The organism is Mycobacterium sp. SMC-17, from assembly GCF_045310915.1.
Taxonomy (GTDB): domain Bacteria; phylum Actinomycetota; class Actinomycetes; order Mycobacteriales; family Mycobacteriaceae; genus Mycobacterium.
On the sequence record NZ_JBJIAK010000061.1, the window covers coordinates 1 to 23,716 of the forward strand.

Sequence of the window (23,716 nt, forward strand, 5' to 3'; positions counted from 1 at the left end):
TCTCCGGGTCGTACTTGCTCGGCATGACATGCACCTTCCCAAGGAAGGAGGTGCGCATCAAACGCGGGATGGTTCAGTCATCCAGTGTGACGGTGCGCAGATTGCGCTCCTTCAGCAGATCGACCAGTTGGCCGTAGACGTGCGTCACCGGCAGGTGGTTGAGGTGGCCGATGACCACCGTCTGCTCCGTGAAGTACTTGCCCGCCATCTTCAGGATGTAGTCCTCGGTGACGATGTTCTCGTCGCCCAGCGATCCCGTCCACATGGTCGGCGTCGAGTAGCCGAGTTCCGCGGCGATCTTGTCGACGATCGCGTTGTGGCTGCCGTACGGCGGCCGGTAGTACGGCCGGGAGTCGATCCCGAAGGTCGACTGCAGGAACTTGTGGTTGCGCTCCAACTGGTCGACGATCTCGTCCTTGGACAGTTTCGCCAGGTCCGGATGCGACCAGGTGTGGTTGCCCAACTGAATCTGGCCCGACTCCACCAGCGGCAGCATCAGGTCCCGGTTCTCGGTCCACGACTGGTAGCGGCCGTTGACGAAATAGGTGAGCCGCATCCCGGTGTCCCGCGCGAGCTTGGTGTACGCGCGCACCACCTCGGAACTCACGCCGTCGTCGAGCGTGATCGCCACGCGATTGCCGGCCACGTCCGGCAGGCTGCTGAGCTCGCCACCACCCGGCAACGCCAATCCCATGCCCCGCTGTACCGGATCCTTGGGAGCCTTCGGCGGCGCTGCGGCCACGGTCGCGGCCGGCCCGTCGACGGCGCACCGCGCCAGGCCCACGCCGGCCACCACCGAGGCCGACAAGCCCACGAGAAAACGTCGCCGGCTCAGCTCGGAGCCGGCGAACAGGGATGCGGGTGCAGTGGAGTAGTTCGCCATAAGTATTCAGTTCTGGTCAATCGGGACCCGAACCGATCAATTGTGCAACTCCAGTCACACCAGCCTCACGCGACACACCCGGCGGTATCGAGTCGTTATCAACGGCATCGCCAGATGCGGAGGCGCGCCCCGACCGCGCTAGACGCGAGCAGGCACCTCGTCGTCAAGGAATTCCGGCGGGTAGTCCCCGAGATCGTCGGCACTCATGGCCGTCGCGCCCACCACACGCGGCTCCGACGTACTCAACCGCAACCAACCGACCGCACCGATCAGGAAGCACAGGTACACCAGCGGATACCAGCCGCTCATCACTTGGCCGATCCAGAACGGCCGCAGGTCGAGGAAATTCCAGTACACGCCGCTGAAGTACATCGTGGTGTGGTTCCGGCCGGGTTTGTGCAGCGTCCACATGAACACCGCCGCGAACAAGCCGGCAGCACGGTACGCCCAGCCCCGAGCCCAACCACCCTGCGTCGTACAGGCTTTCCCGACGAGCCAAAAGATCGCCGGCGCGAACCAGACCCAGTGCGCAGCCCAGCTGAACGGCGAGACGGCACAACCGGTCAGGCCCACCACCACGAGAGCCAGGGCCTGCTCGCCGCGGCGGTGGGCCCACCACGCCACCGCCAGGCCGGCAACAAGAACCAACAGGCTCAAGGTGATCCACAACCATTCAGGCCGTGGAAGTGGTGCGAAGAAGCGGGCGAGGAAGCCATTGAGCGACTGGTTCGCCAGGTGATCGATATGCGCGATGTGCGTGGTATCGCCCAGGTGACTCCAGAACCAACCGCTGTCCGTCGGAAGGAATGGCCAGGTACCCACGACCGTTGCCACGAAAGTCCCTGTGGCCACGGCAAAAGTACGCCATTGCCGAGTCAGCAGCAGGTACGGCAGGAACACCAGCGGCGTCAGCTTGATGCCCGCCGCCAGCCCCAACCCGATACCTCGCGAACGGGAAGCTTTGGGCCGCAACAGATCCAGCAGCACCATCGCCATGAGCAGCACATTGATCTGTCCCCACCAGAGCGTGGCCTGCACCGGCTCGACGTCCATGACCGTCACGCCGAGCGCCGCGCTGACCGTCGCCAGTCGCCAGTCAGCGCGAACGCCGGCCAATCGCATTGTGCGCCAAGCCAACAGCGCCAAAAGCCCTACCGACAGAACCAACAGCGACCACTTCGCGACTTCGAAGCCAGCCAACGCGAAAGGGGCAAGAAGCACTGTCGCGAACGGCGGGTAGACGAACCACGCCTCTTTCAACGCCGGCGTCTCGTACAACGGCTTGCCGTGCCAGAGCCCATCGACCGCAGCTCGATACGTCGACAGGTCGAAGTCGTTCTCCATCAATCCAAAGAACTTCACATCGAACGGCACCAGCTGGTTGTGCACCACCAACGCCAGGATCGCGACCGCGACCGCACCCAACACCACTGGATGCGGCAGTCGCGTCTGTCCTCCCCCACTGCTCACCGGCCGATTTTATCGAGCAGTGCGTGCGGCGCCCGTCGCCAATCTGCACCACCCACGCAGCGTGAGGGTCACCGGTTCTGCTTTCCTGACGCAAAAAAACCGTGGCCCGGCGGTGCATCGCACCACCGGGCCACGGTTGATTGTCAGATCAGCGCTGCGGCGCAGCCGTCGGCTTGATGGGCTTCGGCAGCGCCGACTCACCCATCAGGTAGCGGTCCACGCCGGCGGCCGCGGCGCGGCCCTCGGCGATGGCCCACACGATCAGCGACTGACCGCGGCCCATGTCACCGGCGACGAAGACGCCGGGCACCGTGGTCTGGAAGTCGTTGTCCCGGGCCACGTTTCCGCGGTCGGTGAGCTCGACGCCCAGCTCGGTCAGCAGGCCTTCACGCTCGGGGCCGACGAAGCCCATGGCCAGGAAGACGATGTCCGCCGCGAGTTCGAAGTCCGAACCCTCGACCTTCTCGAACTTGCCGGCCTTCATGACGACCTCGTGCACCTTCAGCGCCGAGACCTTGCCGTCGGTGCCCACGAACTCCTCGGTGTTGACCGAGAAGACGCGCTCGCCGCCCTCTTCGTGTGCCGAGGACACCCGGAACATGAGCGGGTAGGTCGGCCACGGGGTCGACTCGGCGCGCTCCTCCGGCGGACGCGGCATGATCTCGAACTGGTGGACGCTCTCGGCGCCCTGCCGGTGGGCGGTGCCCAGGCAGTCGGCGCCGGTGTCACCGCCACCGATGATGACGACCTTCTTGCCCTTGGCCGTGATCGGCGGCTCGCCGTCGGGTCCGAGGACGTCGTCGCCCAGCTGCACGCGGTTACCCCAGGGCAGGTACTCCATGGCCTGGTAGATGCCCTCGAGCTCGCGGCCCGGGATCGGCAGGTCACGCCATGCGGTCGCGCCGCCGGCCAGGACCACCGCGTCGTAGTCTTCCTGCAGCTGCTCGACGGTGATGTCGACGCCGACGTTGACGTTGGTCCGGAACTGCGTGCCCTCGGCCGCCATCTGCTCCAGACGACGGTCGATGTGCCGCTTCTCCATCTTGAATTCCGGGATGCCGTAACGCAGCAGACCACCGATGCGGTCGGCCCGCTCGAGCACGGTCACGTCGTGGCCGGCGCGGGTCAGCTGCTGGGCAGCGGCCAGACCGGCCGGTCCGGAACCGACGACGGCGACCTTCTTGCCGGTCTTGACGTCCGGGATCATCGGCTTGACCCAGCCCTGGTCGAAGGCGTTGTCGATCAGCTCGACCTCGACCTGCTTGATCGTCACCGGGTCCTGGTTGATGCCGAGGACGCACGACGCCTCACACGGCGCCGGGCACAGCCGCCCGGTGAATTCCGGGAAGTTGTTGGTGGCGTGCAGGCGCTCGATGCCGTCGCGCCAGCGGTCCCGGTACACCAGGTCGTTCCACTCGGGGATGAGGTTCCCGAGCGGACAACCGTTGTGGCAGAACGGGATACCGCAGTCCATGCAGCGCGAGGCCTGGACCTGCAAGGTCTCCTTGGAGAACTCCTCGTAGACCTCTTTCCAGTCCTTGAGGCGCAGGTCGACCGGCCGGCGGACCGGAGTCTGACGGTGGGTGTGCTTGAGGAAGCCGTTCGGATCAGCCACGAGCGGCCGCCATGATCGCTTCGCTGACGTCCTCGCCGGCGGCCTCGGCCCCGGCGATCGCCTCCAGTACCCGCTTGTAGTCGCGAGGCATCACCTTGATGAACTGCTCCTTCTGATTCTGCCAATCGGCCAGAATCCGCTGTCCCACAGCCGATTCGGTGCCATCGACATGGGCGGTGATGATCTCGTGCAGCCACAGTTCGTCGGTGGCGTCCAGCGCATCGAGATCGACCATCTCGCCGTTGATGTTGCCCGGCAGGGCGCCCTTCGGGTCGTAGACGAAGGCCATACCGCCGGACATACCGGCGGCGAAGTTACGGCCGGTCTCGCCGAGGATGACGACCTTGCCACCGGTCATGTACTCGCAGCCGTGGTCGCCCACGCCCTCGACGACCGCGACGGCGCCCGAGTTGCGCACCGCGAACCGCTCGCCCACCACACCGCGCAGGAACGCCTGCCCACTGGTGGCACCGAACAGGATCACGTTGCCGCCGATGATGTTCTCCTCGGCCACGTAGCCCGCGGGCGCGTTCTTCGACGGGCGCACCACGATGCGTCCACCCGAAAGACCCTTGCCGACATAGTCGTTGGCGTCGCCGTTCACCCGGAGGGTGATGCCCTTGGGCAGGAACGCGCCGAAGCTGTTACCCGCCGAGCCGTCGAACGTGATGTCGATGGTGCCGTCCGGCAGACCCTGGCCGCCGTGAACCTTGGTGACCTCGTGGCCCAGCATGGTGCCGACGGTGCGGTTCACGTTGGTGATCTTCATGGCGAGGCTGACCGGCACCTTGGACTCGATGGCGTCCCGGCACTCGGCGATCAGCTGCTGGTCGAGCGCCTTGTCCAGACCGTGGTCCTGGCTCGACGTGCAGTACAGATCCTGCTTCATGAAGGCCGACTCCGGTTCGTACAGCACCGGGGTCAGGTCCAGCTTCTGCGCGCGGTAGTGCGCGATGGCCTTGCTGGTGTCCAGCGCGCCGACCTGGCCGACCATCTCGTTGATGGTGCGGAAGCCCAGCTGCGCCATGAGTTCGCGGACCTCTTCTGCGATGAACAGGAAGAAGTTCTCGACGAATTCCGGCTTGCCGGTGAACCGCTCGCGCAGCACCGGGTTCTGGGTGGCCACACCCACGGGGCAGGTGTCGAGGTGGCAGACGCGCATCATGATGCAGCCCGAGACCACCAGCGGTGCGGTGGCGAAACCGAATTCCTCGGCACCCAGCAGCGCGGCGATGACGACGTCGCGGCCGGTCTTGAGCTGACCGTCGACCTGCACGACGATGCGGTCGCGCAGACCGTTGAGCAGCAGGGTCTGCTGCGTCTCGGCCAGGCCCAGCTCCCACGGCGCGCCTGCGTGCTTCTGCGAGGTCAGCGGGGTCGCACCGGTGCCACCGTCGTGCCCGGAGATGAGCACCACGTCGGCGTGCGCCTTCGAGACACCCGCGGCGACGGTACCGACGCCGTTCTCCGACACCAGCTTCACGTGGATACGGGCCTCGGGGTTGGCATTCTTCAGGTCGTGGATCAGCTGCGCCAGATCCTCGATCGAGTAGATGTCGTGGTGCGGCGGCGGCGAGATCAGGCCGACACCCGGGGTCGAGTGCCGTACCTCGGCCACCCACGGGTACACCTTGTGCCCCGGAAGCTGACCGCCCTCACCGGGCTTGGCGCCCTGGGCCATCTTGATCTGGATGTCGGTGCAGTTCGTCAGGTAGTGCGACGTCACACCGAAGCGGGCCGACGCGACCTGCTTGATGGCGCTGCGCCGCCAGTCGCCGTTGGCGTCCCGCTCGAAGCGCTCGACGTTCTCGCCGCCCTCACCCGAGTTCGACCGTCCGCCAAGGCGGTTCATGGCGATGGCCAGCGTCTCGTGGGCCTCCGCCGAGATCGAGCCGTAGCTCATCGCGCCGGTGGAGAACCGCTTGACGATCTCGCTGGCGGGTTCGACCTCGTCGATCGAGATCGGTTCGCGCACACCTTCTTTGAACGTGAACAGGCCACGCAGGGAGGCCATGCGCTCGCTCTGGTCATCGACCAGCTTGGTGTACTCCTTGAACACCGAGTACTGCCCGGTGCGGGTGGAGTGCTGCAGCTTGAACACCGTGTCCGGGTTGAACAGGTGGTACTCGCCCTCGCGGCGCCACTGGTACTCGCCGCCGACCTCGAGCTCACGGTGCGCCCACTCGTCGGGCCGGTCGAGGTAGGCGAGGCTGTGCCGCGCCGCGACGTCGGCCGCGATGTCGTCGAGGTCGATGCCGCCGGTCGGACAGGAGATGCCGGTGAAGTACTCGTCGAGCACGCGCTGGCTGATGCCGACGGCCTGGAACAGCTGGGCGCCGGTGTAGGAGGCCAGCGTCGAGATGCCCATCTTGGACATCACCTTCAGCACACCCTTGCCGGCGGCCTTGACGTAGTTGGCCTTGGCCTGGTCGCTGGTCAGACCGGTGATGACACCGCGGTCGACCATGTCCTCGACGGTCTCGAAGGCCATGTACGGGTTGATGGCGGCCGCGCCGACACCCACCAGCATGGCCATGTGGTGCACCTCGCGGGCGTCACCGGACTCGACCACGAGGCCGACCTGGGTGCGGGTGCGTTCCCGGACCAGGTGGTGGTGGACGGCGGCCGTCGACAGCAGCGACGGAATCGGCGCGAGCCATTCGTTGGACTCACGGTCCGACAGCACGATGATGCGGGCACCGTTGCGGATGGCCTGCGACACCTTGGTGCGGACATCCTCCAGGGCGCGGCGCAGGCCCTCTCCACCGTCGGCGACGGGGTACAGGCAGCTGATGACCGCGGCGCGCATGCCGTGCTTGCGGCCCCGGATCTCGTGGTCGGGGTCGACGCAGATCAGCTTGGACAGGTCGCCGTTGCGCAGGATCGGCTGCGGCACGACGATCTGCCGGCACGAGTTCTCGTCCGGGTTGAGCAGGTCACCCTCGGGGCCGATGACGCCCGAGAGGCTGGTGACGACCTCTTCGCGGATGGCGTCCAGCGGCGGGTTGGTGACCTGTGCGAACAGCTGCTGGAAGTAGTCGTAGAGCATCCGCGGCCGCTGCGATAGCACAGCGATCGGGGTGTCGGTACCCATGGAGCCCAGCGCCTCGGCGCCGGTGCGGGCCATCGGCACGATCAGCTGATTGACCTCTTCGTTCGTGTAGCCGAACGCCTGCTGGCGCAGCACCACGCGGTGGTGCGGCATCTTGACATAGTCGCCCGGGGGCAGATCGTCGATGTGGAACAGGCCGTTGTCGAGCCACTCCTGGTAGGGGTGCTCGGCCGCCAGCTTGTCCTTGATCTCCTCGTCGTCGACGATCCGGCCTTCGGCCATGTCCACGAGGAACATGCGGCCGGGCTGCAGACGCATCTTCTTGACGACGGTCGACGGGTCCAGATCCAGGACGCCGGCCTCGGAGGCCATGACGACGAGCCCGTCGTCGGTGACCCAGATGCGCGAGGGACGCAGGCCGTTGCGGTCCAGCACCGCGCCGACGATGGTGCCGTCGGTGAAGCACACCGACGCCGGGCCGTCCCACGGCTCCATGAGCGACGCGTGGTACTGGTAGAACGCCCGGCGGGCGGGGTCCATGGTCTCGCTGCGTTCCCATGCCTCGGGGATCATCATCAGCACGGCGTGGTGCAGCGGACGTCCACCCAGGTGCAGGAGTTCGAGCGCCTCGTCGAACCGCGCGGTGTCCGAGGCGCCCGGCGTACAGACCGGGAAAATCTTGTTCAGGTCGTTGTGGAACCCGAACACGTCAGTGTGGATGAGCGCCTCGCGGGCACGCATCCAGTTCTCGTTGCCGTTGACGGTGTTGATCTCACCGTTATGCGCGACCCGGCGGAACGGGTGCGCCAGCGGCCACGACGGGAACGTGTTGGTCGAGAAGCGCGAGTGCACGATGCCCAGCGCGCTCTTCATCCGCTCGTCCTGCAGGTCCAGGTAGAACGCCTTGAGCTGCGGGGTGGTGAGCATGCCCTTGTAGACGATGGTCTTGCCCGACAGGCTCGGGAAGTACACCGTCTCGCGACCGGGGCCGTCCTGGCCCGGGCCCTTGGTGCCCAGCTCGTGCTCGGCGCGCTTGCGGATGACGTAGGCGCGGCGCTCGAGCTGCATGCCGTCGGCGCCGGCGATGAAGATCTGCCGCAGGGTCGGCATGGCGTCACGCGCCAGCGCACCGAGCGACGACTCGTCGAACGGCACATCGCGCCAGCCCAGGACCTGCAGGCCCTCGGCTTCGACGATCTTCTCGACGGCCTCGCACGCCAGCTTGGCGTCGCGGGCCGACTGCGGCAGGAAAGCGATGCCCGTGGCGTAGCTGCCTTCGGCAGGAAGCTCGAAGCCTTCCTCGGCGCACACGGCGCGGAGGAACTCGTCGGGAACCTGCAGCAGGATGCCTGCGCCGTCGCCGGTGTTCGGCTCGGCACCTGCAGCACCGCGATGCTCCAGGTTCAGCAGTGCCGTGATCGCCTTGTCGACGATGTCGCGGCTCCGACGTCCGTGAATGTCCGCGACCATGGCGACGCCACAGGCGTCGTGCTCATGCGCGGGGTTGTACAGCCCGACCTTGCTGGGTCCGCCGTGCTGCGGCGCCATTCCCACCTAACCCTTCACCATCTTCTTTACGAAGCATCGCTTGACCGCCGCTTTCAACGGCGTCAGCGGACTGAGCGACGGTATGCCAGCGTGCAGCACTGAACGACGGGCCGTCCCGCTCGCCTCGATTGAGACAAAACGATATGACAAACCCGGCCTGACATGCCAACTTAGGCAGACCTAATGAGGTTGCTGTGACTGTGGTGCACAGCACTCTAAAGCTACCGGTCGGTAGGGCCAATTTTATTGGAGCCCTTGCGTTTTCGCCAATCAATTCCGGTCACACCCCGACGGGGCCCACCCGCACCACTGGTCACGACACCGCAATATGGTTTGCTGGGAGTCACATTTCCGCAGGCCGTTACCAAAAGTTTATTTGCTGCAAAGATTGCTCAGATTCTTAGATTCCGGGCCGGTCAGCGGGCACCCGCCGGTCACCTTTGAGCCGCTATTCAGCAACAGCCGGGCTCCCGGCCGCCCATCGGTGGGACCCTCGAAATGCTGTTTGCTGACCCGGCTTTTTCGACAGGAATTGGAGGGTTCGACCAAATGAGTACTCCCACGAGCACACACAAGCTGGCGGCGGAGGCCGTCGGCACCTTCTGGCTCGTGCTCGGCGGTTGCGGCGCCGCGGTCTTTGCCGCCAATCCCACCGAACACACCTCTATCGGCATCGGATTCCTCGGTGTCGCAATAGCTTTCGGCCTCACGGTACTGACGGGCGTCTACGCCTTCGGCAGTGTCTCGGGCGGCCATTTCAATCCGGCGGTCACGCTCGGCGCGGCCCTGGCCCGGCGGATCGACTGGAAGGCACTGCCCGGGTACTGGATCGCCCAGATCATCGGCGGGCTCGTGGCCGGCGGGGTCATCTACTGGATCGGCAGTGGCCAGAAGGGCTGGTCGGCGACCGGCAACATGGCCGCGAACGGTTTCGGGGACCACTCACCGGAACATTTCGGCCTGGCGTCGGTGCTCATCACCGAAATCGTCCTGACCGCGATGTTTCTGTTCGTGATCCTGGGCTCCACCGACGCCCGCGCCCCGAAGGGCTTCGCCGGACTGTCCATCGGCCTGTCCCTGACCCTCGTCCACCTGATCTCGATCCCGATCTCCAACACCTCGGTGAATCCGGCCCGCTCGACCGGCGTCGCGTTCTTCAACGGCAACGGGGCGCCGACGCAGCTGTGGGTGTTCTGGCTGGCGCCGTTGGTCGGAGCCGCCATCGCGGGCGTCGCTTATCCGCTGTTGTTCGGCACCGCCGAGACGGATCACGAAGCCGACGTCGTCGCCGCCTAGATTTCCTTCAGGCTGGGAATCGCCTGGCGCGCACCGAATCTCGGGTTGCGCGCCAGGCCACTGACTTCGAGCAGCCGTACCGCCCGATGCCGGTGTGGCCGGAGCGGTTCCAGCAGTTCGACCATCGCGGCGTCGTCGATCGGGTGGCCCAGCAGGGTCCAGCCCACCATCTTGGCCAGGTGATAGTCGCCGACCGAGAGCGCGTCGGCGTCGCCGAACGCCTTCTGCACCGTCTCGGCGGCCGTCCACAGCCCGACTCCCGGCAACGACATCAAGGCCGTGATCGCGGTCTCGGCGGTCAGCCGCTCCAGCGCGTCGGCCCGCTGCGCGCAGCCGACCAGGGTGCGGGCCCGGCCGGGATCCACGTTCGCGCGGTGGAATTCCCAGGACGGGATGCGGCGCCACGCATCGGCGGTCGGCGGCAGCCGCATGCCGGCCGGCGCCGGGCCGGGCGCGGGCGCGCCATATCGCATGGTGAGCTTGCGGAACGAATTCCACGCATCCCGGCCTTGCACCCGTTGCTCGAGGATCGCCGGGATCAGCGCCTCCAGCACCCGCCCCGTGCGGCACAGGCGCAGGTGCGGCACGCGGCGCCAGGCCTCGGCAATGGTCGGTTCGGTGGGTGCGAATCCCGTGGCATCGTCTTCGGCGCCGACCAGCGCGGGTAGACGGTCCAGGAACTCGGCGGCGCCATCGCCCCACACCTCGCAGTCGACGGTCTTGAGATCGGACGAGCTGAGGCGCGCTGTGACCCCGCCGGTGCGCATCAGGCTGGTGCGCCAGATGACGCCGTCGACGGTCCGGAAGGTCGGATCGGTCCCGCCGCGGCGCAGCGGCGACAACGTCAGGCCGAGGCCGGCCGGGCCGTCCAGGGCCAGGCTGGCGGTGGGCACGGATTCAGGTTAGGCGGGATGCACCACGATGTCGGCCTTGTCCGGGTAGAACGCCACCCGGCCGGCGATCTCCGCGACCGCGGGGTAGGGCTGTTCGTAGGTCCAGATGACGTCCTCGACGCCGCCGACGTGGTAGTAGCCGGCGTCACCCTTGTACGGGCAGTAGCTGGTGGTCGTGCTTCGGGACAGCTCCGTCTGCTCGACGTCGGCGAGCGGAATATATTGCACCGCTGGGTAATTCGACTCTTGCAGTGTGAGTGCGTCGGTGGTGTCCGCAACCACGCGGCCGTTGACCGTGACGGTGACGTGTCCGGCGGTCGGCGTGATGGTGATGGGGTGAGCCGCACTGGGCTCGAGCACGGGACGCTCGGTCATGTTCAGTGCAACACCTTTCCCGGCGGCGCCGATTCCCGACATGACGCTGGGCCTGTCGCCAGTGACAGGCCCAGCCATCAGACGGCAACTACTGACGGATTACAGCGCAATCCAGATGCCGAAGAACCAGAAACCCCACGCCATGAAGCCTGGGTCCCACACCGGATAGACGGTGTAGCCCCAGTAGTCGAACGGGGGCGGCGGCGGTGCCCACGGCGGGGGCGCCACCCAGATGATGTTCGGCCTGGGCGGTGGTCCCCAGCCCCACGGCCCAGGTCCATGGCCCCACGGCGGCGGGCCGCCACGCCAGTGCCAGTCGCCCGGTCCCGGGTCGCCCGGCGTGGGGTGCCAGTTCCCCTGGTCGCCGGGATGCCAGTCCCCACGGCCATTGTCGTTGCCGCCCGGGTGCCAGTCGTCGTGATTGCCCGGGTTACCTGGCGGTGGCCCACCGGGCCCGCCGCCGGGACCACCGGGATTTCCAGGTGGACCACCGGGATTTCCAGGTGGACCGCCGGGGTTTCCGGGCGGACCGCCGCCACCCGGGCCGTGTCCGTTACCCGGGCCGTTGCATACCTGCATCGGCGGGCAGGGTGCAGGCTTCGCCTGCGCGATATTGACTCCTAATCCCATAATCGCCGCGCTCACACCGGTGGTGAGCGCGGTAGCTGCCACAAACGTCTTTTTGCTCATATCAACCCAACTCCTTCGTTGGAAGGTGCCGTCACGCGGTATATCGCCGGGATACCCCGAAACGGTTACCGCAAAGATCGAGCATTCTTGTTGCGCCACCGACAATTACCGCTTGCCCAACCCCTGGACCGTCTGTCTACGATCAGCGCCATGACCGCACAGGGACCCGCCTCCGTCACCGCTGCCATCGAGATCGCCGCCAGCCCGTCGGCTGTCTACGCGTTGCTGACCGATCTGCCCACCTTGGCCTCGCTCGCCGAGGAGGCACACACCATGGAGTGGCAGAAGGGGTCCTCGGCGGTACCCGGTTCGGTGTTCAAGGGACACAACCGCAACGGCTCGAAGACATGGACCACCAGCTGCACCGTCACCGAAGCCGAGCCGGGCAAGACGTTCGGCTTCGCCGTGAAGTCCTCGATCGTGCCCATTGCGCACTGGCGCTACGACATCACCGAGACGCCGAACGGCTGCCGGGTCGTCGAGTCCACGTGGGACAACCGGCCGGGTCTGCTGAAGCTGTTCGCGGCCTCGCTCACCGGGGTCGCCGACCGGGACGCGGCCAACGCCGAGAACATCCGGCTGACGCTCGAGCGGCTGAAGGCCCGCGCCGAGGCCGCGTGACCGGGCCGGGTGGTCAGCCCCACGAATACCGGTGGTATTGCGACATGTGGCGCATGCCGGGCACGGCGCGCATGACGGCGGCCATCACCCGTAGTCCCGTCGGCAGCCGGTCGTAGCCGTCGGGGCCGAGGGCGGACTCCCATGACAGCAGCCGCAGTCCCGGCACTGCCGACAGGACGTCGTCGGGGCCGTCCATGGCCCACTTCAACGTCGCGCCCGAACGGCGCACCACGGAGTTCGTCCACTGCAGTTTCACACCGAGCCGGCTGAAGGCATCGAATTGCAGTTCCCCACTTGGGAAATGCGCCACGATGCGACGGAACAGAGCCTGCCCGTCGGCCTCGCTGAGGTACATCGTGAGGCCCTCGGCCAGCATCAGTACCGGGCGGTCGGCCGGGATGTCGGCGAGCCACGCCGGGTCCGTCACCGAAGCCGGGACGATGTGGCAGTGCTCGCGGGCCGGGTAGAGCTGACGGCGCAGCTCGGCGACCTCCGGGTAGTCGATGTCGTACCAGTCGACGCCGGGTCCCGGGTCCAGCCGGTAGTACCGGCTGTCCAGTCCGCAACCCAGGTGCAGCACAACGGCTTCCGGGTGTACGGCCAGGAACTGCCGCGCCGTCTTGTCGAAGTAGGCGGACCGCAGGGTGACCCCCGGTGACCTGGCAGCCGTGATCGTGGTCTGCGACCAGTCGTAGTCGATGCGGGCGACGATATCGCGGGCGTAGGTGTCGTGCAGCACCGACTTCGGCAGGTCGGCGTCCAGGGCCTTGGCGTACAGCGTGGCCAACATGGTCTGCGGTGCCCCGGTCAGGTCCACCTGCAATCTGTCCGTCATGGCTTCGACGCTAGCCGCGGTAGGCCTTGCCGCGCCACGACTTAACGCTGCACGGCGCGTTGTTCAGCCCCGGGATTTCTGGGCCTGCCGAGCCTTTCGCAGGCCCACCCAGAACCGCGCCGCTTCCCGCACCGCGTCCTCGACGGGCCTTGGCTCCCAACCCAATTCAGTCCTCGCCTTGCTGCAGTCGACGGGCGCCTCAGCGCGCATCAGTCGCAGTGACGCCAGCGACATGTGTTCGTCGGTGCCCTTGAGCCGGCCTTTGACGGTGCCCAGGGTGGCAAGTGCGTACGTCACCGGCAGCGGCAGCGACTTGGCCGGCGCCGGCACCCCGGCCTCGGCCGCGGCGATGCGCGCCACCTCGGCATTGCTGATCATCTTGTCGGAGATCAGGTATCGCTCACCGGGCCGGCCCTTGTCGGCGGCCAGGATCAGCGCGCGGGCGGCGTCGTTGACGTCGACCGCTTCCAGCTCGATGCCGCTCATCACGAACGGCAGCTTCCCGAACGCGGCACCGGCGATGATGGCGCCGTGCGGCGTACGGCCCCAGTCCGTTCCGCCGTACGTGGTGGACACACACATCGCGACGGCCGGCAGCCCGCGTTCCCGGGCGTACTGCAGCACCAGTTTCTCGGCCTGCACGCGCGACCGCACGTACGGCGGCAGCGTGCGCTCGTCGGCGATGTCGTCCTCGGTGGAGACGAAGCCGCGCTTGCGCCCCACCGTGGCATAGCTGCTCGTGAAGACGAATTTCTTGAGGCCCGAAGCGATTTCGGGTGCCACCGCGACATCCAGCACATTGCGGGTGCCCTCGACGTTGGTGCGGAACAACGGCGACGGATCCCGGAGCCAGCCGCGGGTGTCGACGACGCAGTAGTAGATGACGTCGGCACCGGTCATCGCGGCCCGCAGGGTGTCGTTGTCCCAGATGTCGCCCTCGTAGCGGGTGGCGGCGAGGTCGTCGATGCCGATGGTGTTGGCACCGGCCCGGACCATGACCCGCACGTCCTCCCCGGCCGCCACCAGCTGCCGGGTGACGTGCGAGCCGAGATAGCCGTTGGCCCCGATGACAAGCGACGTCACCGGCGTCCCCTACCGCCGAACTTCTGCATCCACTCCTCGGCCACCTCCGGCAGCGTGCCCAGCGCTTCGGCCTTCTTGCACCACGCCATGGTGGCCTCGAGGAATTTCATGGGGTTGTAGATGTCTTCCTGCTTGCTCCACAGGCCGTCGCCCGCGTACGTCATGATCGAGATGTTGGTGGCGCCGATGATGGTGCCGTCGCCGGGATCGCGCATGGGGTTGTCGAGCTCGCAGATGACGCGGCCGGTCGCCTCGTCGTACACCTTCCACAGCGACGGGAACGACGTCATGTAGCTGCCGGGGAAGTTCTCCATGGTGTTCCAGATCCAGGGCCGCACCTCCTCGCGGCCGTGCATGGTGCCCATGGCGTGCTCGATGTACAGCACGTCCTCGGTGTAGTGGTCGGTCCACGGATCCCAGTCGCGCGTCTGGGCGGCGCGGTCCACGGTCTGCTCGAAGACGTCGAATGCCGCGATGAGTTCCTCGCGACTGAAGGTGTTGCCCGTCACAGGAAAACTAGAACACGTTCTAGTGACGTTTGTCGAGCACTTGCGCACTCGCCGGGAGTTCGGTTCTCTGGAATCAAAGCGAGGAGGCGTACATGACCGACACTGCGACCGCGATCCTGGCGGGCGGCTGCTTCTGGGGGATGCAGGACCTGATCCGCAAGCAGCCGGGTGTGCTCAAGACCCGGGTCGGCTACACCGGCGGGACCAACGATCACCCGACCTACCGCAACCACCCCGGCCACGCCGAGGCCGTCGAGATCATCTACGACCCCAGCCAGACCGACTATCGGGCGCTCCTGGAGTTCTTCTTCCAGATCCACGACCCGTCGACCGTCAACCGGCAGGGCAACGACGTCGGCACCAGCTACCGCTCGGCGATCTTCTACACCGACGACGAGCAGAAGCGCATCGCCGAAGACACCATCGCCGACGTCGACGCCTCGGGTCTGTGGCCGGGCAAGGTGGTCACCGAGGTGACGCCGGCCGTCCCGTTCTGGGAGGCCGAGCCGGAGCACCAGGACTACCTGGAGCGCATTCCCAACGGCTACACCTGCCACTTCCCGCGGCCAGGCTGGAAACTGCCCAAACGAGCGTGATTTGTGCACGATTTTCCGCGCGAGCCGCGGAAAATCGTGCACAAATCGCTAGGTGGCGGCGCGCTCGGCGATCAGCCGGGCCACGAGCTCGGGGTGCTGGTCCGGCAACCAGTGGTTTGCGCCTTCGACGATCTCGAACTTGTACGGCGCGTGGACGAACTGCTCGGTGAGCAGGGCGCCCTTGCGGCCGAGGGCGATGTCGCCGTCGCTCCAGATGTAGGTGGTCGGCCGGGTCACGGGCGTGAACGCCGATTTCGGGTTCACGAACGGCATGGCGCGGTACCAGTTGAGTGCGGTGGTCAGCGCCCCGCTGTCGAACACCTCGGCCCGCGTGACGGCCAGCGCTTCATCGGTCATCCCGCTGCGCGGCATGGCCAGTTGCGCGAATCGTTCGCCGAGCCACGGCAGTTGGAAGATCAGCATGTAGTACGAGTGCAGCGCCTGCGTCCCGACGGCCATCGCCTTCAGGAAGGCGCCGGTGTGGGGCACCGACACCGCGGTCAGGGTGCGCACCAACTCCGGTTTCGTCGCCGCCAGCGACCAGGCGATCGCCGCGCCCCAGTCGTGCCCGACCACGTGCACCGGTCCGCCGACCAGGTCGATCAGCGCGGCGACGTCGTCGGTCAGTTTGGGGATCGTGTACTGCCGCCGGCCCTTCGGCCGGGCACCCGGCGAATAGCCGCGCTGGTTGGGTGCCAGCGTCCGGAAACCGTTGGCGTGCAACAGCTCCGACACGGCGTTCCAGGACTCTGCGGTCTGCGGGAAGCCGTGCAACAACACCACGACGTCGCCGTCGATGGGGCCGGAGTCGACCACGTCGAAAGTCAGTCCGTCATTGCGGTACTGCGTAATCCGTTCGGTCACAGCATGAACCTACAGCGGGGTGACCCGCCGGCGTAAGGTCACGCGGCCACCGTCTTTGGGCGTGTAGGCCACACCCCGCGAGAAGACCCGCTCCCCCGGCGCGCTGGTGACCTGAATGGCGAAGTGCCGCAACACCGTCCGCAGCACGACGTCCATCTCGACCTGCGCGAACACCGCGCCCACGCAGCGCCGGGTACCGCCACCGAACGGCAGGAACGCCAGCGGCGGACGGCGCCCGAGGAAGCGCTCCGGGTCGAACCGCTCCGGATCGGCGAATTCCTTTGCGTCCTCGTGCATGTGGTCGATGGCGACGATCACCGAGAAGCCCCGCGGAATGACCCATTCCCCGAGCTGGAAGGTCGGCGCGTACACGTGCCGGCCGGCGAAGTCGATGATGGTGCGAATGCGTTGCACCTCCAGGATGGTCGCCTGGCGGTACTCGTCGGTGTCACCGGCTGCCACCTCGTCTTCGAGACGGCGCAGCACCTCGGGGTGCCGGGAGATCCGTTCGAAGACCCACGCCATGGTGGCCGCGGTGGTTTCGTGGCCGGCCGCCAGCAGTGTCAGCAGTTCGTCGGCGATGTCGCTGCGGGACATCGCCGTTCCGTCCTCGTAGGTGCTGCGCAGCAGCAGCGCCAGCACGTCGTCGCGGCTGTCGAGATCAGGGTCGGCCGCGACCGTGTCGATGAGTCTGCCGACGACCTCGTCGTACCGGCGCCGGTATTCGGCGAGCCGGCCCCACGGCGTGAAGCGGCCGTAGGTGCGCGGCGGCATCGGCAGCACCGCCAGCCGCGACCCCAGGGTGACCCACGGCGGGATGATGCGCCGTAGCTCGTCGAGGTGGTGGCCGTCGGCGCCGAACACCGCGCGCAGGATGGCGTTGAGGGTGATGTGCATCATCGGTTCGAGCGTGGGGAACGACTTCCCCTCGGGCCAGGACGCCGCCGCACGCAGCGTCTCCTCTTCGAAGATGCGCTCGTAATTCTTGATGCTCTTGCCGTGGAACGGCGGGGTCAGCAGCTTGCGGCGCAGCCGGTGCTCGGAACCGTCGAGCGCGAACACCGATCCGCTGCCGAGGACGCGGGACAGGTTCGGCTGGATGTTGCCGACGTCAGCCGGGTTCGCGGCGAACACCTGCTTGGCCAGCTGGGGGTCGGTCACCATGACGGCGCGGCCGAAAACCGGTGCATCACAGGTGAATACCGGACCGAGTCGCGGCACCATCCGGTTGACGAACCGGCGCCGATTGGTCGCGAACGCGACCCCTTGAAGAAACTTGGGCACTCCGGTCGCCGGTGGCAGATGGATCGCCGGGGCGCACTCGGTGAGTTCAGCGGTGACGGTTTCGGTCATGGCACGCTCCAAACCACTGTTTACGCGGTACCACGGTGTACCGCGTGGTTATCCGGTACGGTACCGGCTGGTACCAAAGGTGACAAGGGTTTTGGGAGAGCGATGACAGGCAGCGAGGTCAACGCGGCGCAGACGGCTCCGCAGCCGTTCCGCGGGCGGCTGCTAGATGGGCTCGCCACCTCCCTGGAGACCCGGGGCTACCGCGACACCACCGTCGCCGACATCGTCCGGAACGCCAAGACCTCCAAGCGCACCTTCTACGACCAGTTCGCCAGCAAGGAAGAGTGCTTCGTCGAACTGCTGCGCTCCAACAACGACGACCTCATCGCCCGGATCCGCGCCGCCATCGATCCCGACGCCGACTGGGAGCAGCAGGTGCGCAACGCGGTCGACGCGTACGTCGCGCACATCGCCTCCCGGCCCGCGATCACCTTGAGCTGGATCCGCGAGGCGCCGGCGCTCGGTGACGCCGCGCTGCCACTCAATCGCCTGGCCATGGAGCATCTCACCGACATGGTCGTCGACCTCACCAGCGGTTCGGGGTTCCAGCGCGCCGGCATCGCCCCGATCGACCGGCCGGTGGCCCTGATCCTGCTCGGCGGTCTCCGCGAACTCACCGCTCTGCTCGTCGAGGACGGCCGCGACGTCGCGGAGCTCACCGAACCTGCTGTCACCGCCGCGCTCGCGATGCTGGGCACCCGATCGTCAGCGCAGCATCAGCCGCGCTGACTTCTCCAGCCGCGCGGCGATCTCGTCGTACGACGTGAACCCCATGCCGGCCCGGACCAGCGCGCCCGAATAGAGCATCTCCAGCGACTCGATGACGTCGTCGTCGACGTCCGGACCGAGCGCCGCGGCCAGTCGGGAGCGGATATCCGCGGCGATGCGCTGCCGCAGCACCTCGACATCGGGGTCGCGGCCCAGCAGCGCGTTGGTGACGGCGCCGGCGAACTCCGGCTCGTCGATCACTAGTAGTGCGATGTGCCGCAGCACCTCGGTCACCCGCGTGGCAGGATCGTCGGAGTCGTGCGCCGCGGGCGGCGACGACGCCAGGCGACGCCAGAACACCTCGGCGACCAGGTGTTCCTTCGACGAGAAGTAGGTGTAGGCCGTCGCAGCGCCGACACCGGCGTCGGCCGCGACCCGGCGGACCGTCAGCCCCGCGAAGCCTTCGCGGCGCAACAGGTCGAGGGCGGCACGGCTCAGCCGGTCGACCGTATCGGCCTGTTTGGCCGTCAACCGGCGCCGGGTGGGCTCAAGCGCCTGTTCAGACACGTGTCCGGACGCTACGGCAACGGGCGAACCGCAGCAAGCGGTCTACCGTGGACACATGCGGGCGTTGATCGTCGTCGACGTGCAGAACGACTTCTGCGAAGGGGGTTCCCTCGCGGTGTCCGGCGGCGGTGAAGTGGCGCGTGCGATCAGCGATCTGCTGGCCCGCCGCGAGTACGACCACGTCGTCGCCACGGCCGACCATCACATCGACCCGGGCGCGCATTTCTCCGACCACCCCGACTACGTGACGTCGTGGCCGCCGCACTGCGTCGCCGGGACACCGGGCGCGCAGTTCCACCCGGAGCTCGACGTTTCCACGGTCGAGGCGGTGTTCCGCAAGGGCCCGCACTCCGCGGCCTACAGCGGGTTCGAAGGCGAGGACGAAAGCGGCACCGCACTGGCGGACTGGCTGCGCACCCGCGGGGTCGACGAGGTCGACGTGGTCGGCATCGCCACCGACTACTGCGTCAAGGCCACGGCGGCCGACGCCGCCGAGGCCGGGTTCCGCACCCGCGTCCTGCTCGGTTACACCGCCGGGGTATCGGCCGACGGCACCACGAATGCCGTTGCCGCCCTGAGAGATTCCGGCGTGACGGTCGTCTGAGGCACTTCCCGTCGCTCCGCTCGCCCCTAACGCGTCGGATCCACCGGCCGGCCCGACCACCGCGGCAACCGCCCGGCCTGCAGCGCCCGCACACCCTCCCTGGCGTCGTCATGCGCCATCACCGCGAGATGAATCTCCGTCTCCCGCCGGCCCACCTCGTCGCGCGACAGGTCGAACGAGTCCCAGAGCAGCCGCTTGCTGGCGGCCACCGACATCGGCGCGGTGTTGTCCGCAATGTCGTGGGCCACCGCCAGCGCGGCCGGCAGCACCTCATCAGCGGGCAGCACGCGGCTCGCGATGCCGAGCTCCGCGGCGCGGCGACCGTCGAAAGTCGTTCCCGTCAACAGGATTTCCGCAGCCCGGGCGATGCCGACCAATCGCGGCAATGCCCAATGCGAGTAGGCGTCCCCCACCACCCCGCGGCGCACCTGCACGACGCCGTAGCGGGCGTCCGCGGCGAAAATCCGGATATCGCACTGCAGCGCCAGGGTGAGCCCCAGCCCGATGGCGTGCCCGTTGACCGCCGCGATCACCGGCTTGCTCAACGACCACGCCGGAACCGGGATGCCGGCGGCACTGAACTCCGGGCCCGGCGCCGCGAACGTCTCGTCACCCGCGGCCAGGTCGGCCCCGGCGCAGAATGCCGGCGGCGCCCCGGTCAGCACGACGGCGCGCACGTCGTCGGCCTGGTCGCACCGGGTGTAGGCGTCGGCGAGTTCTTCCCGCATCCCGTCACCAAAGGCGTTGCGCCGCTCGGGCCGGTTCAGCGTCAGCGTCACCACACCGCCGTCGAAGCCGGTCAGCAGCGTGCGGTATGCGGGGAACACCGCCCGAGTAAACCACGATTCTGCAATACCTCTGTAACAGAGCTATTGTTGAGACGTGCCCGCCCACACCGCCCCCGCCCCGGACCTCACGACCGACCTGTTCCACACGGTCGGCACGTTCCGCCGGCAGCTGCGCCGGACCGCCGGCGGGAGCTTCGCAGGCGTCACCCAGTCGCAGGCCGAACTGCTCAGACTCGTCGGCCGCCGGCCCGGCATCTCGGTCCGGGAAGCCGCACAGGAACTGGGCCTGGCCGCCAACACCGCGTCGACACTGGTCTCCAAGCTGGTCGCGGACAACCTCCTGGTCCGCACCGTCGACCCCGACGACCGCCGCATCGGGCGCCTCCGGCTGACCGAGCCGGCCCAGCAGCTCGCCGATCAGACCAGGGCCTCCCGCCGGGCCGCCCTCGATGTCGTGCTCAATCAACTCAGCACCGAGCAAATCGATGATCTGTCAAAGGGTTTGACCGTCCTGGCCGAGATGACCCGAATGCTCCAGGAGAGCCGGCCATGAGTACTCCCGCCATCGAATGCGACCACGTCACGCACCGCTACGGCGATTTCACCGCCGTCGACGACCTGAGCCTCACCGTCGACGTGGGGGAAACCATGGGACTGCTCGGCCCGAACGGCGCCGGCAAGACCACCCTGGTACGCCTGCTCACCACCCTGACGCCCGTGCAGCACGGGCAGGTGCGCATCTTCGGGCTCGACGCCGGCCGCCGCACCATGGATATCCGTCAGAACCTCGGCTATGTGCCGCAACAACTCTCGATCGAATCCGCCCTCACCGGACGCCAGAACGTCGACCTGTTCGCGCGGCTGTACGACGTACCGCGCCGCGAGCGCCGCGACAGGGTCGACGACGCGCTGCGCGCCATGCAGCTGCTCGACGTCGCCGACCGGCCCGCCAAGACCTACTCGGGCGGCATGGTTCGGCGGCTCGAGCTGGCGCAGGCGCTGGTGAACCGGCCGTCGCTGCTGATTCTCGATGAACCCACCGTCGGCCTGGATCCCATTGCGCGCGACAGTGTCTGGACCCAGGTGGCGAACATGCAGCGGGAGTTCGGCATGACGGTCCTGCTCACCACGCACTACATGGAGGAAGCCGACGCGTTGTGCGACCGGGTTGCCCTCATGCACCACGGCGTCCTGCAGGCCGTCGGGTCGCCCACCGATCTGAAGGCGGCGCTCGGTCCGGCTGCCACGCTCGAGGACGTGTTCCGGCACTACGCCGGGTCCGACCTGTCCGGGGACGACGACCGCCAGACCTTGAAGGACGTCCGCGCCGGAAGGAGGACGGCCCGTCGTGTCAGTTGACGTCGAACTCGTCGCCGCACCGCGCGGCGCCAGGCGCATCGGCGGGCTCGCCCGCCGGATGGGCGCCTTCGCTCTGGTCGAATTGCAGAAGCTGCGCTACGACCGCACCGAGTTGGTCACCCGGACGATCCAGCCCGCCCTGTGGCTGCTGATCTTCGGCCAGACCTTCTCGCGGCTGCATGTCATCAACACCGGCAGCGTGCCGTACCTGTCGTTCCTGGCGCCGGGGATCATCGCCCAGTCGGCGCTGTTCATCTCGATCTTCTACGGCATCCAGATCGTCTGGGACCGTGATGCCGGCATCCTGGCCAAACTGATGGTGACCCCGTCGCCGGCCTCGGCGCTGATCACCGGCAAGGCGTTCGCGGCGGGAGTCCGCTCGATAGCGCAGGTGATCGGTGTTCTGGTGATCGCCCTGCTGATGGGCATCCATCTCAGCTTCAACCCGCTGCACATCCTGGCCGCCATGGCGGTCGTGATGCTCGGGTCGGCGTTCTTCGCTTGTCTGTCAATGACTCTGGCGGGCCTGGTCCGCAACCGCGACCGCCTGATGGGCATCGGCCAGGCCATCACCATGCCGCTGTTCTTCGCCTCCAACGCGCTGTATCCGGTGGACATCATGCCGGGCTGGCTGCGCGCGCTCTCCACCGTCAACCCGCTGTCGTACGAAGTGAACGCGCTGCGCTCGCTCCTGCTGGGCACGCCCGGCCACACCCTGCTGGACATCGCGGTCCTGGCCGTCGCCGCGGTGGTGGGCATCGCCGCGGCGTCGGCCCTGCTGCGCCGCCTGGTGCGGTGACGAACGCTGCGGCATCGGCGTCGTATCGCGCGGTCCTGCCTGCTGCGGCCTGAACAGCTGTTAGGTTCAACCCATCCGGCGGGGGTCAAGATCAACAGCAGTGCCTCAGATTGGAGTAAACGTTGCGCAACGTCACCAAGATCGCTGCAGCAGTCTTCACCGTCGCGGCAGTTTCCGCCGCCGCCACCGAAACCCTGGCCAACAGCCCGGCCACCATCCCGTTCATCCCGACGGGCATCAGCCAGTCGGCCAGCAGCGTCGGCTTCGCCGACTCCGACGTCTACGGCATGAACGCCGACGACATCAACCACACCTTCGACCTGATGTCGGCGACCGGTGTGCGCACCGTCCGCATCATCATCCCGTGGGCCGGCATCGAGGGCACCCAGGGCAGCTTCAACTGGGGGCAGGTCGACACCGTCGTCGGGGCGGCCAACGCCCGCCACATGTCGGTGGTCGGCGCGATCGTCGCGACACCGGCCTGGGCCGTCGCACCCGGTGCCATCCCGATCAGCAGCCCGCCCGCCTCCGCCGCGGTGTACGGCGATTTCGCCGGCGCGGTCGCCGCGCACTACCGGGGCCGGGTTGACGCCTACGAGATCTGGAACGAGCCCAACGCCGTGATGTCGTGGACCTCCGGCCCGCAGGGCCCGGAGCCCGCCGTCTACGCCGACATGCTCAAGGCCTCGTACCCGAAGATCAAGGCCGCCGATCGCGGCGCCGTCGTCATCGGCGGTGTCGTCGGCGCGGTCGTGTCGTTCGGCTCGCTGACCCTGGACCCCGTCACCTTCATCCAGCGCATGTACGCCGCCGGCGCGGCCGGTTCGTTCGACGCGCTGTCGTTCCACCCGTACCACTACAACCTGAAGTTCTCGGCCGGCGCCGGCGTGCCCAACTCACCGCTGAGCCAGACCGACGGCATCCATCAGGCCATGGCCGCCAACGGCGACGGCAGCAAGAAGATCTGGGCCACCGAGTACGGCGAGCCCAACTCGGCCGTCGACGAAGCCACCCAGGCGGACTACATCCGCGACTTCCTGGCCAAGTGGCGCACGCTGCCCTACGCCGGCCCGTCGTACATCTACACCACGCGCGACCGCGTCACCGGCAGCTCGAACCCCGAGGAATCCATCGGCGTCTACCGCTCCGACTGGACCCCGAAGCCGGCACAGGCGGCCGTCAAGGCCATGGCCTGACGGGCATCGTCG

The 23,716-nt window shown here is 67.5% G+C and carries 23 protein-coding genes; 9 read left to right on the forward strand and 14 right to left on the reverse strand.

Annotated elements, in window-relative coordinates:
• Window positions 1–73 precede the first annotated feature (73 nt).
• From ACJH7A_RS26620 to gltB, 4 genes are all read right to left on the reverse strand, one after another.
• Window positions 74–835 (reverse strand): polysaccharide deacetylase family protein, encoded by a 762-nt coding sequence (locus ACJH7A_RS26620; protein ID WP_406802986.1) that lies wholly within the window; start codon window positions 833–835, stop codon window positions 74–76.
• Window positions 836–1,021: 186 nt separating this feature from the next.
• Window positions 1,022–2,353 carry a glycosyltransferase 87 family protein gene (locus ACJH7A_RS26625; protein ID WP_318984010.1) on the reverse strand — a complete coding sequence of 444 codons (1,332 nt, stop codon included), beginning with the start codon at window positions 2,351–2,353 and terminating at the stop codon, window positions 1,022–1,024.
• 148 nt (window positions 2,354–2,501) lie between these two features.
• Window positions 2,502–3,968, reverse strand: a complete 1,467-nt coding sequence (locus tag ACJH7A_RS26630) for a glutamate synthase subunit beta (RefSeq protein ID WP_212807632.1) — start codon at window positions 3,966–3,968, stop codon at window positions 2,502–2,504.
• Complete coding sequence (gene gltB, locus ACJH7A_RS26635; protein ID WP_212807634.1) at window positions 3,961–8,568, reverse strand: glutamate synthase large subunit; 4,608 nt, start codon at window positions 8,566–8,568, stop codon at window positions 3,961–3,963. Before gltB ends, ACJH7A_RS26630 begins: the two co-directional genes overlap by 8 nt.
• 549 nt (window positions 8,569–9,117) lie before the next feature.
• Here gltB and aqpZ point away from each other — a divergent pair.
• Complete coding sequence (gene aqpZ, locus ACJH7A_RS26640) at window positions 9,118–9,864, forward strand: aquaporin Z (RefSeq protein ID WP_212807635.1); 747 nt, start codon at window positions 9,118–9,120, stop codon at window positions 9,862–9,864.
• Here aqpZ and ACJH7A_RS26645 read toward each other — a convergent pair.
• The 3 genes from ACJH7A_RS26645 to ACJH7A_RS26655 form a co-directional block, all read right to left on the reverse strand.
• A complete protein-coding gene (locus ACJH7A_RS26645) occupies window positions 9,861–10,757 on the reverse strand; it encodes a DNA-3-methyladenine glycosylase 2 family protein (protein ID WP_318984013.1) in 897 nt (298 codons plus the stop codon). The two genes, aqpZ and ACJH7A_RS26645, sit on opposite strands and share 4 nt — an antisense overlap.
• A gap of 9 nt (window positions 10,758–10,766) precedes the next feature.
• A complete protein-coding gene (locus ACJH7A_RS26650; RefSeq protein WP_406802971.1) occupies window positions 10,767–11,132 on the reverse strand; it encodes a DUF427 domain-containing protein in 366 nt (121 codons plus the stop codon).
• Between the two features lie 99 nt (window positions 11,133–11,231).
• The gene (locus ACJH7A_RS26655) at window positions 11,232–11,711 is read right to left on the reverse strand and encodes a chitin-binding protein (protein ID WP_406802972.1); all 480 of its coding nucleotides are present in this window, start codon (window positions 11,709–11,711) and stop codon (window positions 11,232–11,234) included.
• 261 nt (window positions 11,712–11,972) lie between these two features.
• On the opposite strand from ACJH7A_RS26655, the gene ACJH7A_RS26660 reads away from it, so the two are divergent.
• Window positions 11,973–12,443 (forward strand): SRPBCC family protein, encoded by a 471-nt coding sequence (locus ACJH7A_RS26660; protein WP_406802973.1) that lies wholly within the window; start codon window positions 11,973–11,975, stop codon window positions 12,441–12,443.
• A gap of 13 nt (window positions 12,444–12,456) precedes the next feature.
• Here ACJH7A_RS26660 and ACJH7A_RS26665 read toward each other — a convergent pair whose 3' ends face one another.
• The 3 genes from ACJH7A_RS26665 to ACJH7A_RS26675 all read right to left on the reverse strand — a co-directional run bounded on the left by ACJH7A_RS26665 (window position 12,457) and on the right by ACJH7A_RS26675 (window position 14,870).
• On the reverse strand, window positions 12,457–13,278 hold the full coding sequence (locus tag ACJH7A_RS26665) for a class I SAM-dependent methyltransferase (protein WP_406802974.1): 822 nt from the start codon (window positions 13,276–13,278) through the stop codon (window positions 12,457–12,459).
• A 63-nt stretch (window positions 13,279–13,341) separates the two neighbouring features.
• A complete protein-coding gene (locus tag ACJH7A_RS26670) occupies window positions 13,342–14,361 on the reverse strand; it encodes an NAD-dependent epimerase/dehydratase family protein (protein ID WP_406802975.1) in 1,020 nt (339 codons plus the stop codon).
• Window positions 14,358–14,870, reverse strand: coding sequence for a nuclear transport factor 2 family protein (locus ACJH7A_RS26675; protein ID WP_406802976.1), 513 nt, complete (start codon window positions 14,868–14,870; stop codon window positions 14,358–14,360). The genes ACJH7A_RS26670 and ACJH7A_RS26675 overlap by 4 nt, the downstream gene beginning before the upstream one ends.
• A gap of 92 nt (window positions 14,871–14,962) precedes the next feature.
• On the opposite strand from ACJH7A_RS26675, the gene msrA reads away from it, so the two are divergent.
• Window positions 14,963–15,466, forward strand: a complete 504-nt coding sequence (msrA, locus tag ACJH7A_RS26680) for a peptide-methionine (S)-S-oxide reductase MsrA (protein WP_212807644.1) — start codon at window positions 14,963–14,965, stop codon at window positions 15,464–15,466.
• A gap of 48 nt (window positions 15,467–15,514) precedes the next feature.
• Here the strand turns inward: msrA and ACJH7A_RS26685 are convergent, their stop codons facing one another.
• Window positions 15,515–16,330, reverse strand: a complete 816-nt coding sequence (locus tag ACJH7A_RS26685; protein WP_406802977.1) for an alpha/beta fold hydrolase — start codon at window positions 16,328–16,330, stop codon at window positions 15,515–15,517.
• 9 nt (window positions 16,331–16,339) lie between these two features.
• Window positions 16,340–17,695 (reverse strand): cytochrome P450, encoded by a 1,356-nt coding sequence (locus tag ACJH7A_RS26690; protein WP_406802978.1) that lies wholly within the window; start codon window positions 17,693–17,695, stop codon window positions 16,340–16,342.
• A gap of 90 nt (window positions 17,696–17,785) precedes the next feature.
• Here ACJH7A_RS26690 and ACJH7A_RS26695 point away from each other — a divergent pair, with 90 nt between their 5' ends.
• Window positions 17,786–18,412: a TetR/AcrR family transcriptional regulator gene (locus ACJH7A_RS26695; RefSeq protein WP_406802979.1), complete on the forward strand. Its 627-nt coding sequence runs from the start codon at window positions 17,786–17,788 to the stop codon at window positions 18,410–18,412.
• Here ACJH7A_RS26695 and ACJH7A_RS26700 read toward each other — a convergent pair.
• Window positions 18,389–18,958, reverse strand: coding sequence for a TetR/AcrR family transcriptional regulator (locus ACJH7A_RS26700; RefSeq protein ID WP_212807648.1), 570 nt, complete (start codon window positions 18,956–18,958; stop codon window positions 18,389–18,391). The genes ACJH7A_RS26695 and ACJH7A_RS26700 overlap by 24 nt on opposite strands.
• 55 nt (window positions 18,959–19,013) lie before the next feature.
• On the opposite strand from ACJH7A_RS26700, the gene ACJH7A_RS26705 reads away from it, so the two are divergent.
• On the forward strand, window positions 19,014–19,562 hold the full coding sequence (locus tag ACJH7A_RS26705; protein WP_212807649.1) for a nicotinamidase: 549 nt from the start codon (window positions 19,014–19,016) through the stop codon (window positions 19,560–19,562).
• A gap of 26 nt (window positions 19,563–19,588) precedes the next feature.
• Here the strand turns inward: ACJH7A_RS26705 and ACJH7A_RS26710 are convergent, their stop codons facing one another.
• Window positions 19,589–20,389 carry an enoyl-CoA hydratase/isomerase family protein gene (locus tag ACJH7A_RS26710; protein ID WP_406802980.1) on the reverse strand — a complete coding sequence of 267 codons (801 nt, stop codon included), beginning with the start codon at window positions 20,387–20,389 and terminating at the stop codon, window positions 19,589–19,591.
• Between the two features lie 55 nt (window positions 20,390–20,444).
• Between ACJH7A_RS26710 and ACJH7A_RS26715 the strand changes: the two genes are divergently transcribed.
• The 4 genes from ACJH7A_RS26715 (at window position 20,445) to ACJH7A_RS26730 (ending at window position 23,704) form a co-directional block, all read left to right on the forward strand.
• Window positions 20,445–20,903: a MarR family winged helix-turn-helix transcriptional regulator gene (locus ACJH7A_RS26715; RefSeq protein ID WP_212807651.1), complete on the forward strand. Its 459-nt coding sequence runs from the start codon at window positions 20,445–20,447 to the stop codon at window positions 20,901–20,903.
• Window positions 20,900–21,709, forward strand: coding sequence for an ATP-binding cassette domain-containing protein (locus ACJH7A_RS26720; protein ID WP_212807652.1), 810 nt, complete (start codon window positions 20,900–20,902; stop codon window positions 21,707–21,709). The genes ACJH7A_RS26715 and ACJH7A_RS26720 overlap by 4 nt, the downstream gene beginning before the upstream one ends.
• Window positions 21,710–21,767: 58 nt before the next feature.
• Window positions 21,768–22,508: an ABC transporter permease gene (locus ACJH7A_RS26725; RefSeq protein WP_212814504.1), complete on the forward strand. Its 741-nt coding sequence runs from the start codon at window positions 21,768–21,770 to the stop codon at window positions 22,506–22,508.
• A gap of 122 nt (window positions 22,509–22,630) precedes the next feature.
• A complete protein-coding gene (locus ACJH7A_RS26730; RefSeq protein WP_406802981.1) occupies window positions 22,631–23,704 on the forward strand; it encodes a cellulase family glycosylhydrolase in 1,074 nt (357 codons plus the stop codon).
• The last annotated feature ends 12 nt before the right edge of the window (window positions 23,705–23,716 follow it).

Coding starts and splice junctions, on each gene's coding strand:
- ACJH7A_RS26660 (WP_406802973.1), top strand. CDS start 11,973: ATGACCGCACAGGGACCCGCCTCCGTCACCGCTGCCATCGAGATCGCC.
- ACJH7A_RS26705 (WP_212807649.1), top strand. CDS start 19,014: ATGCGGGCGTTGATCGTCGTCGACGTGCAGAACGACTTCTGCGAAGGG.
- ACJH7A_RS26725 (WP_212814504.1), top strand. CDS start 21,768: ATGGGCGCCTTCGCTCTGGTCGAATTGCAGAAGCTGCGCTACGACCGC.
- ACJH7A_RS26650 (WP_406802971.1), bottom strand. CDS start 11,132: ATGACCGAGCGTCCCGTGCTCGAGCCCAGTGCGGCTCACCCCATCACC.
- ACJH7A_RS26695 (WP_406802979.1), top strand. CDS start 17,786: ATGACAGGCAGCGAGGTCAACGCGGCGCAGACGGCTCCGCAGCCGTTC.
- ACJH7A_RS26655 (WP_406802972.1), bottom strand. CDS start 11,711: ATGCAGGTATGCAACGGCCCGGGTAACGGACACGGCCCGGGTGGCGGC.
- ACJH7A_RS26720 (WP_212807652.1), top strand. CDS start 20,900: ATGAGTACTCCCGCCATCGAATGCGACCACGTCACGCACCGCTACGGC.
- ACJH7A_RS26665 (WP_406802974.1), bottom strand. CDS start 13,278: ATGACGGACAGATTGCAGGTGGACCTGACCGGGGCACCGCAGACCATG.
- gltB (WP_212807634.1), bottom strand. CDS start 8,568: ATGGCGCCGCAGCACGGCGGACCCAGCAAGGTCGGGCTGTACAACCCC.
- msrA (WP_212807644.1), top strand. CDS start 14,963: ATGACCGACACTGCGACCGCGATCCTGGCGGGCGGCTGCTTCTGGGGG.
- aqpZ (WP_212807635.1), top strand. CDS start 9,118: ATGAGTACTCCCACGAGCACACACAAGCTGGCGGCGGAGGCCGTCGGC.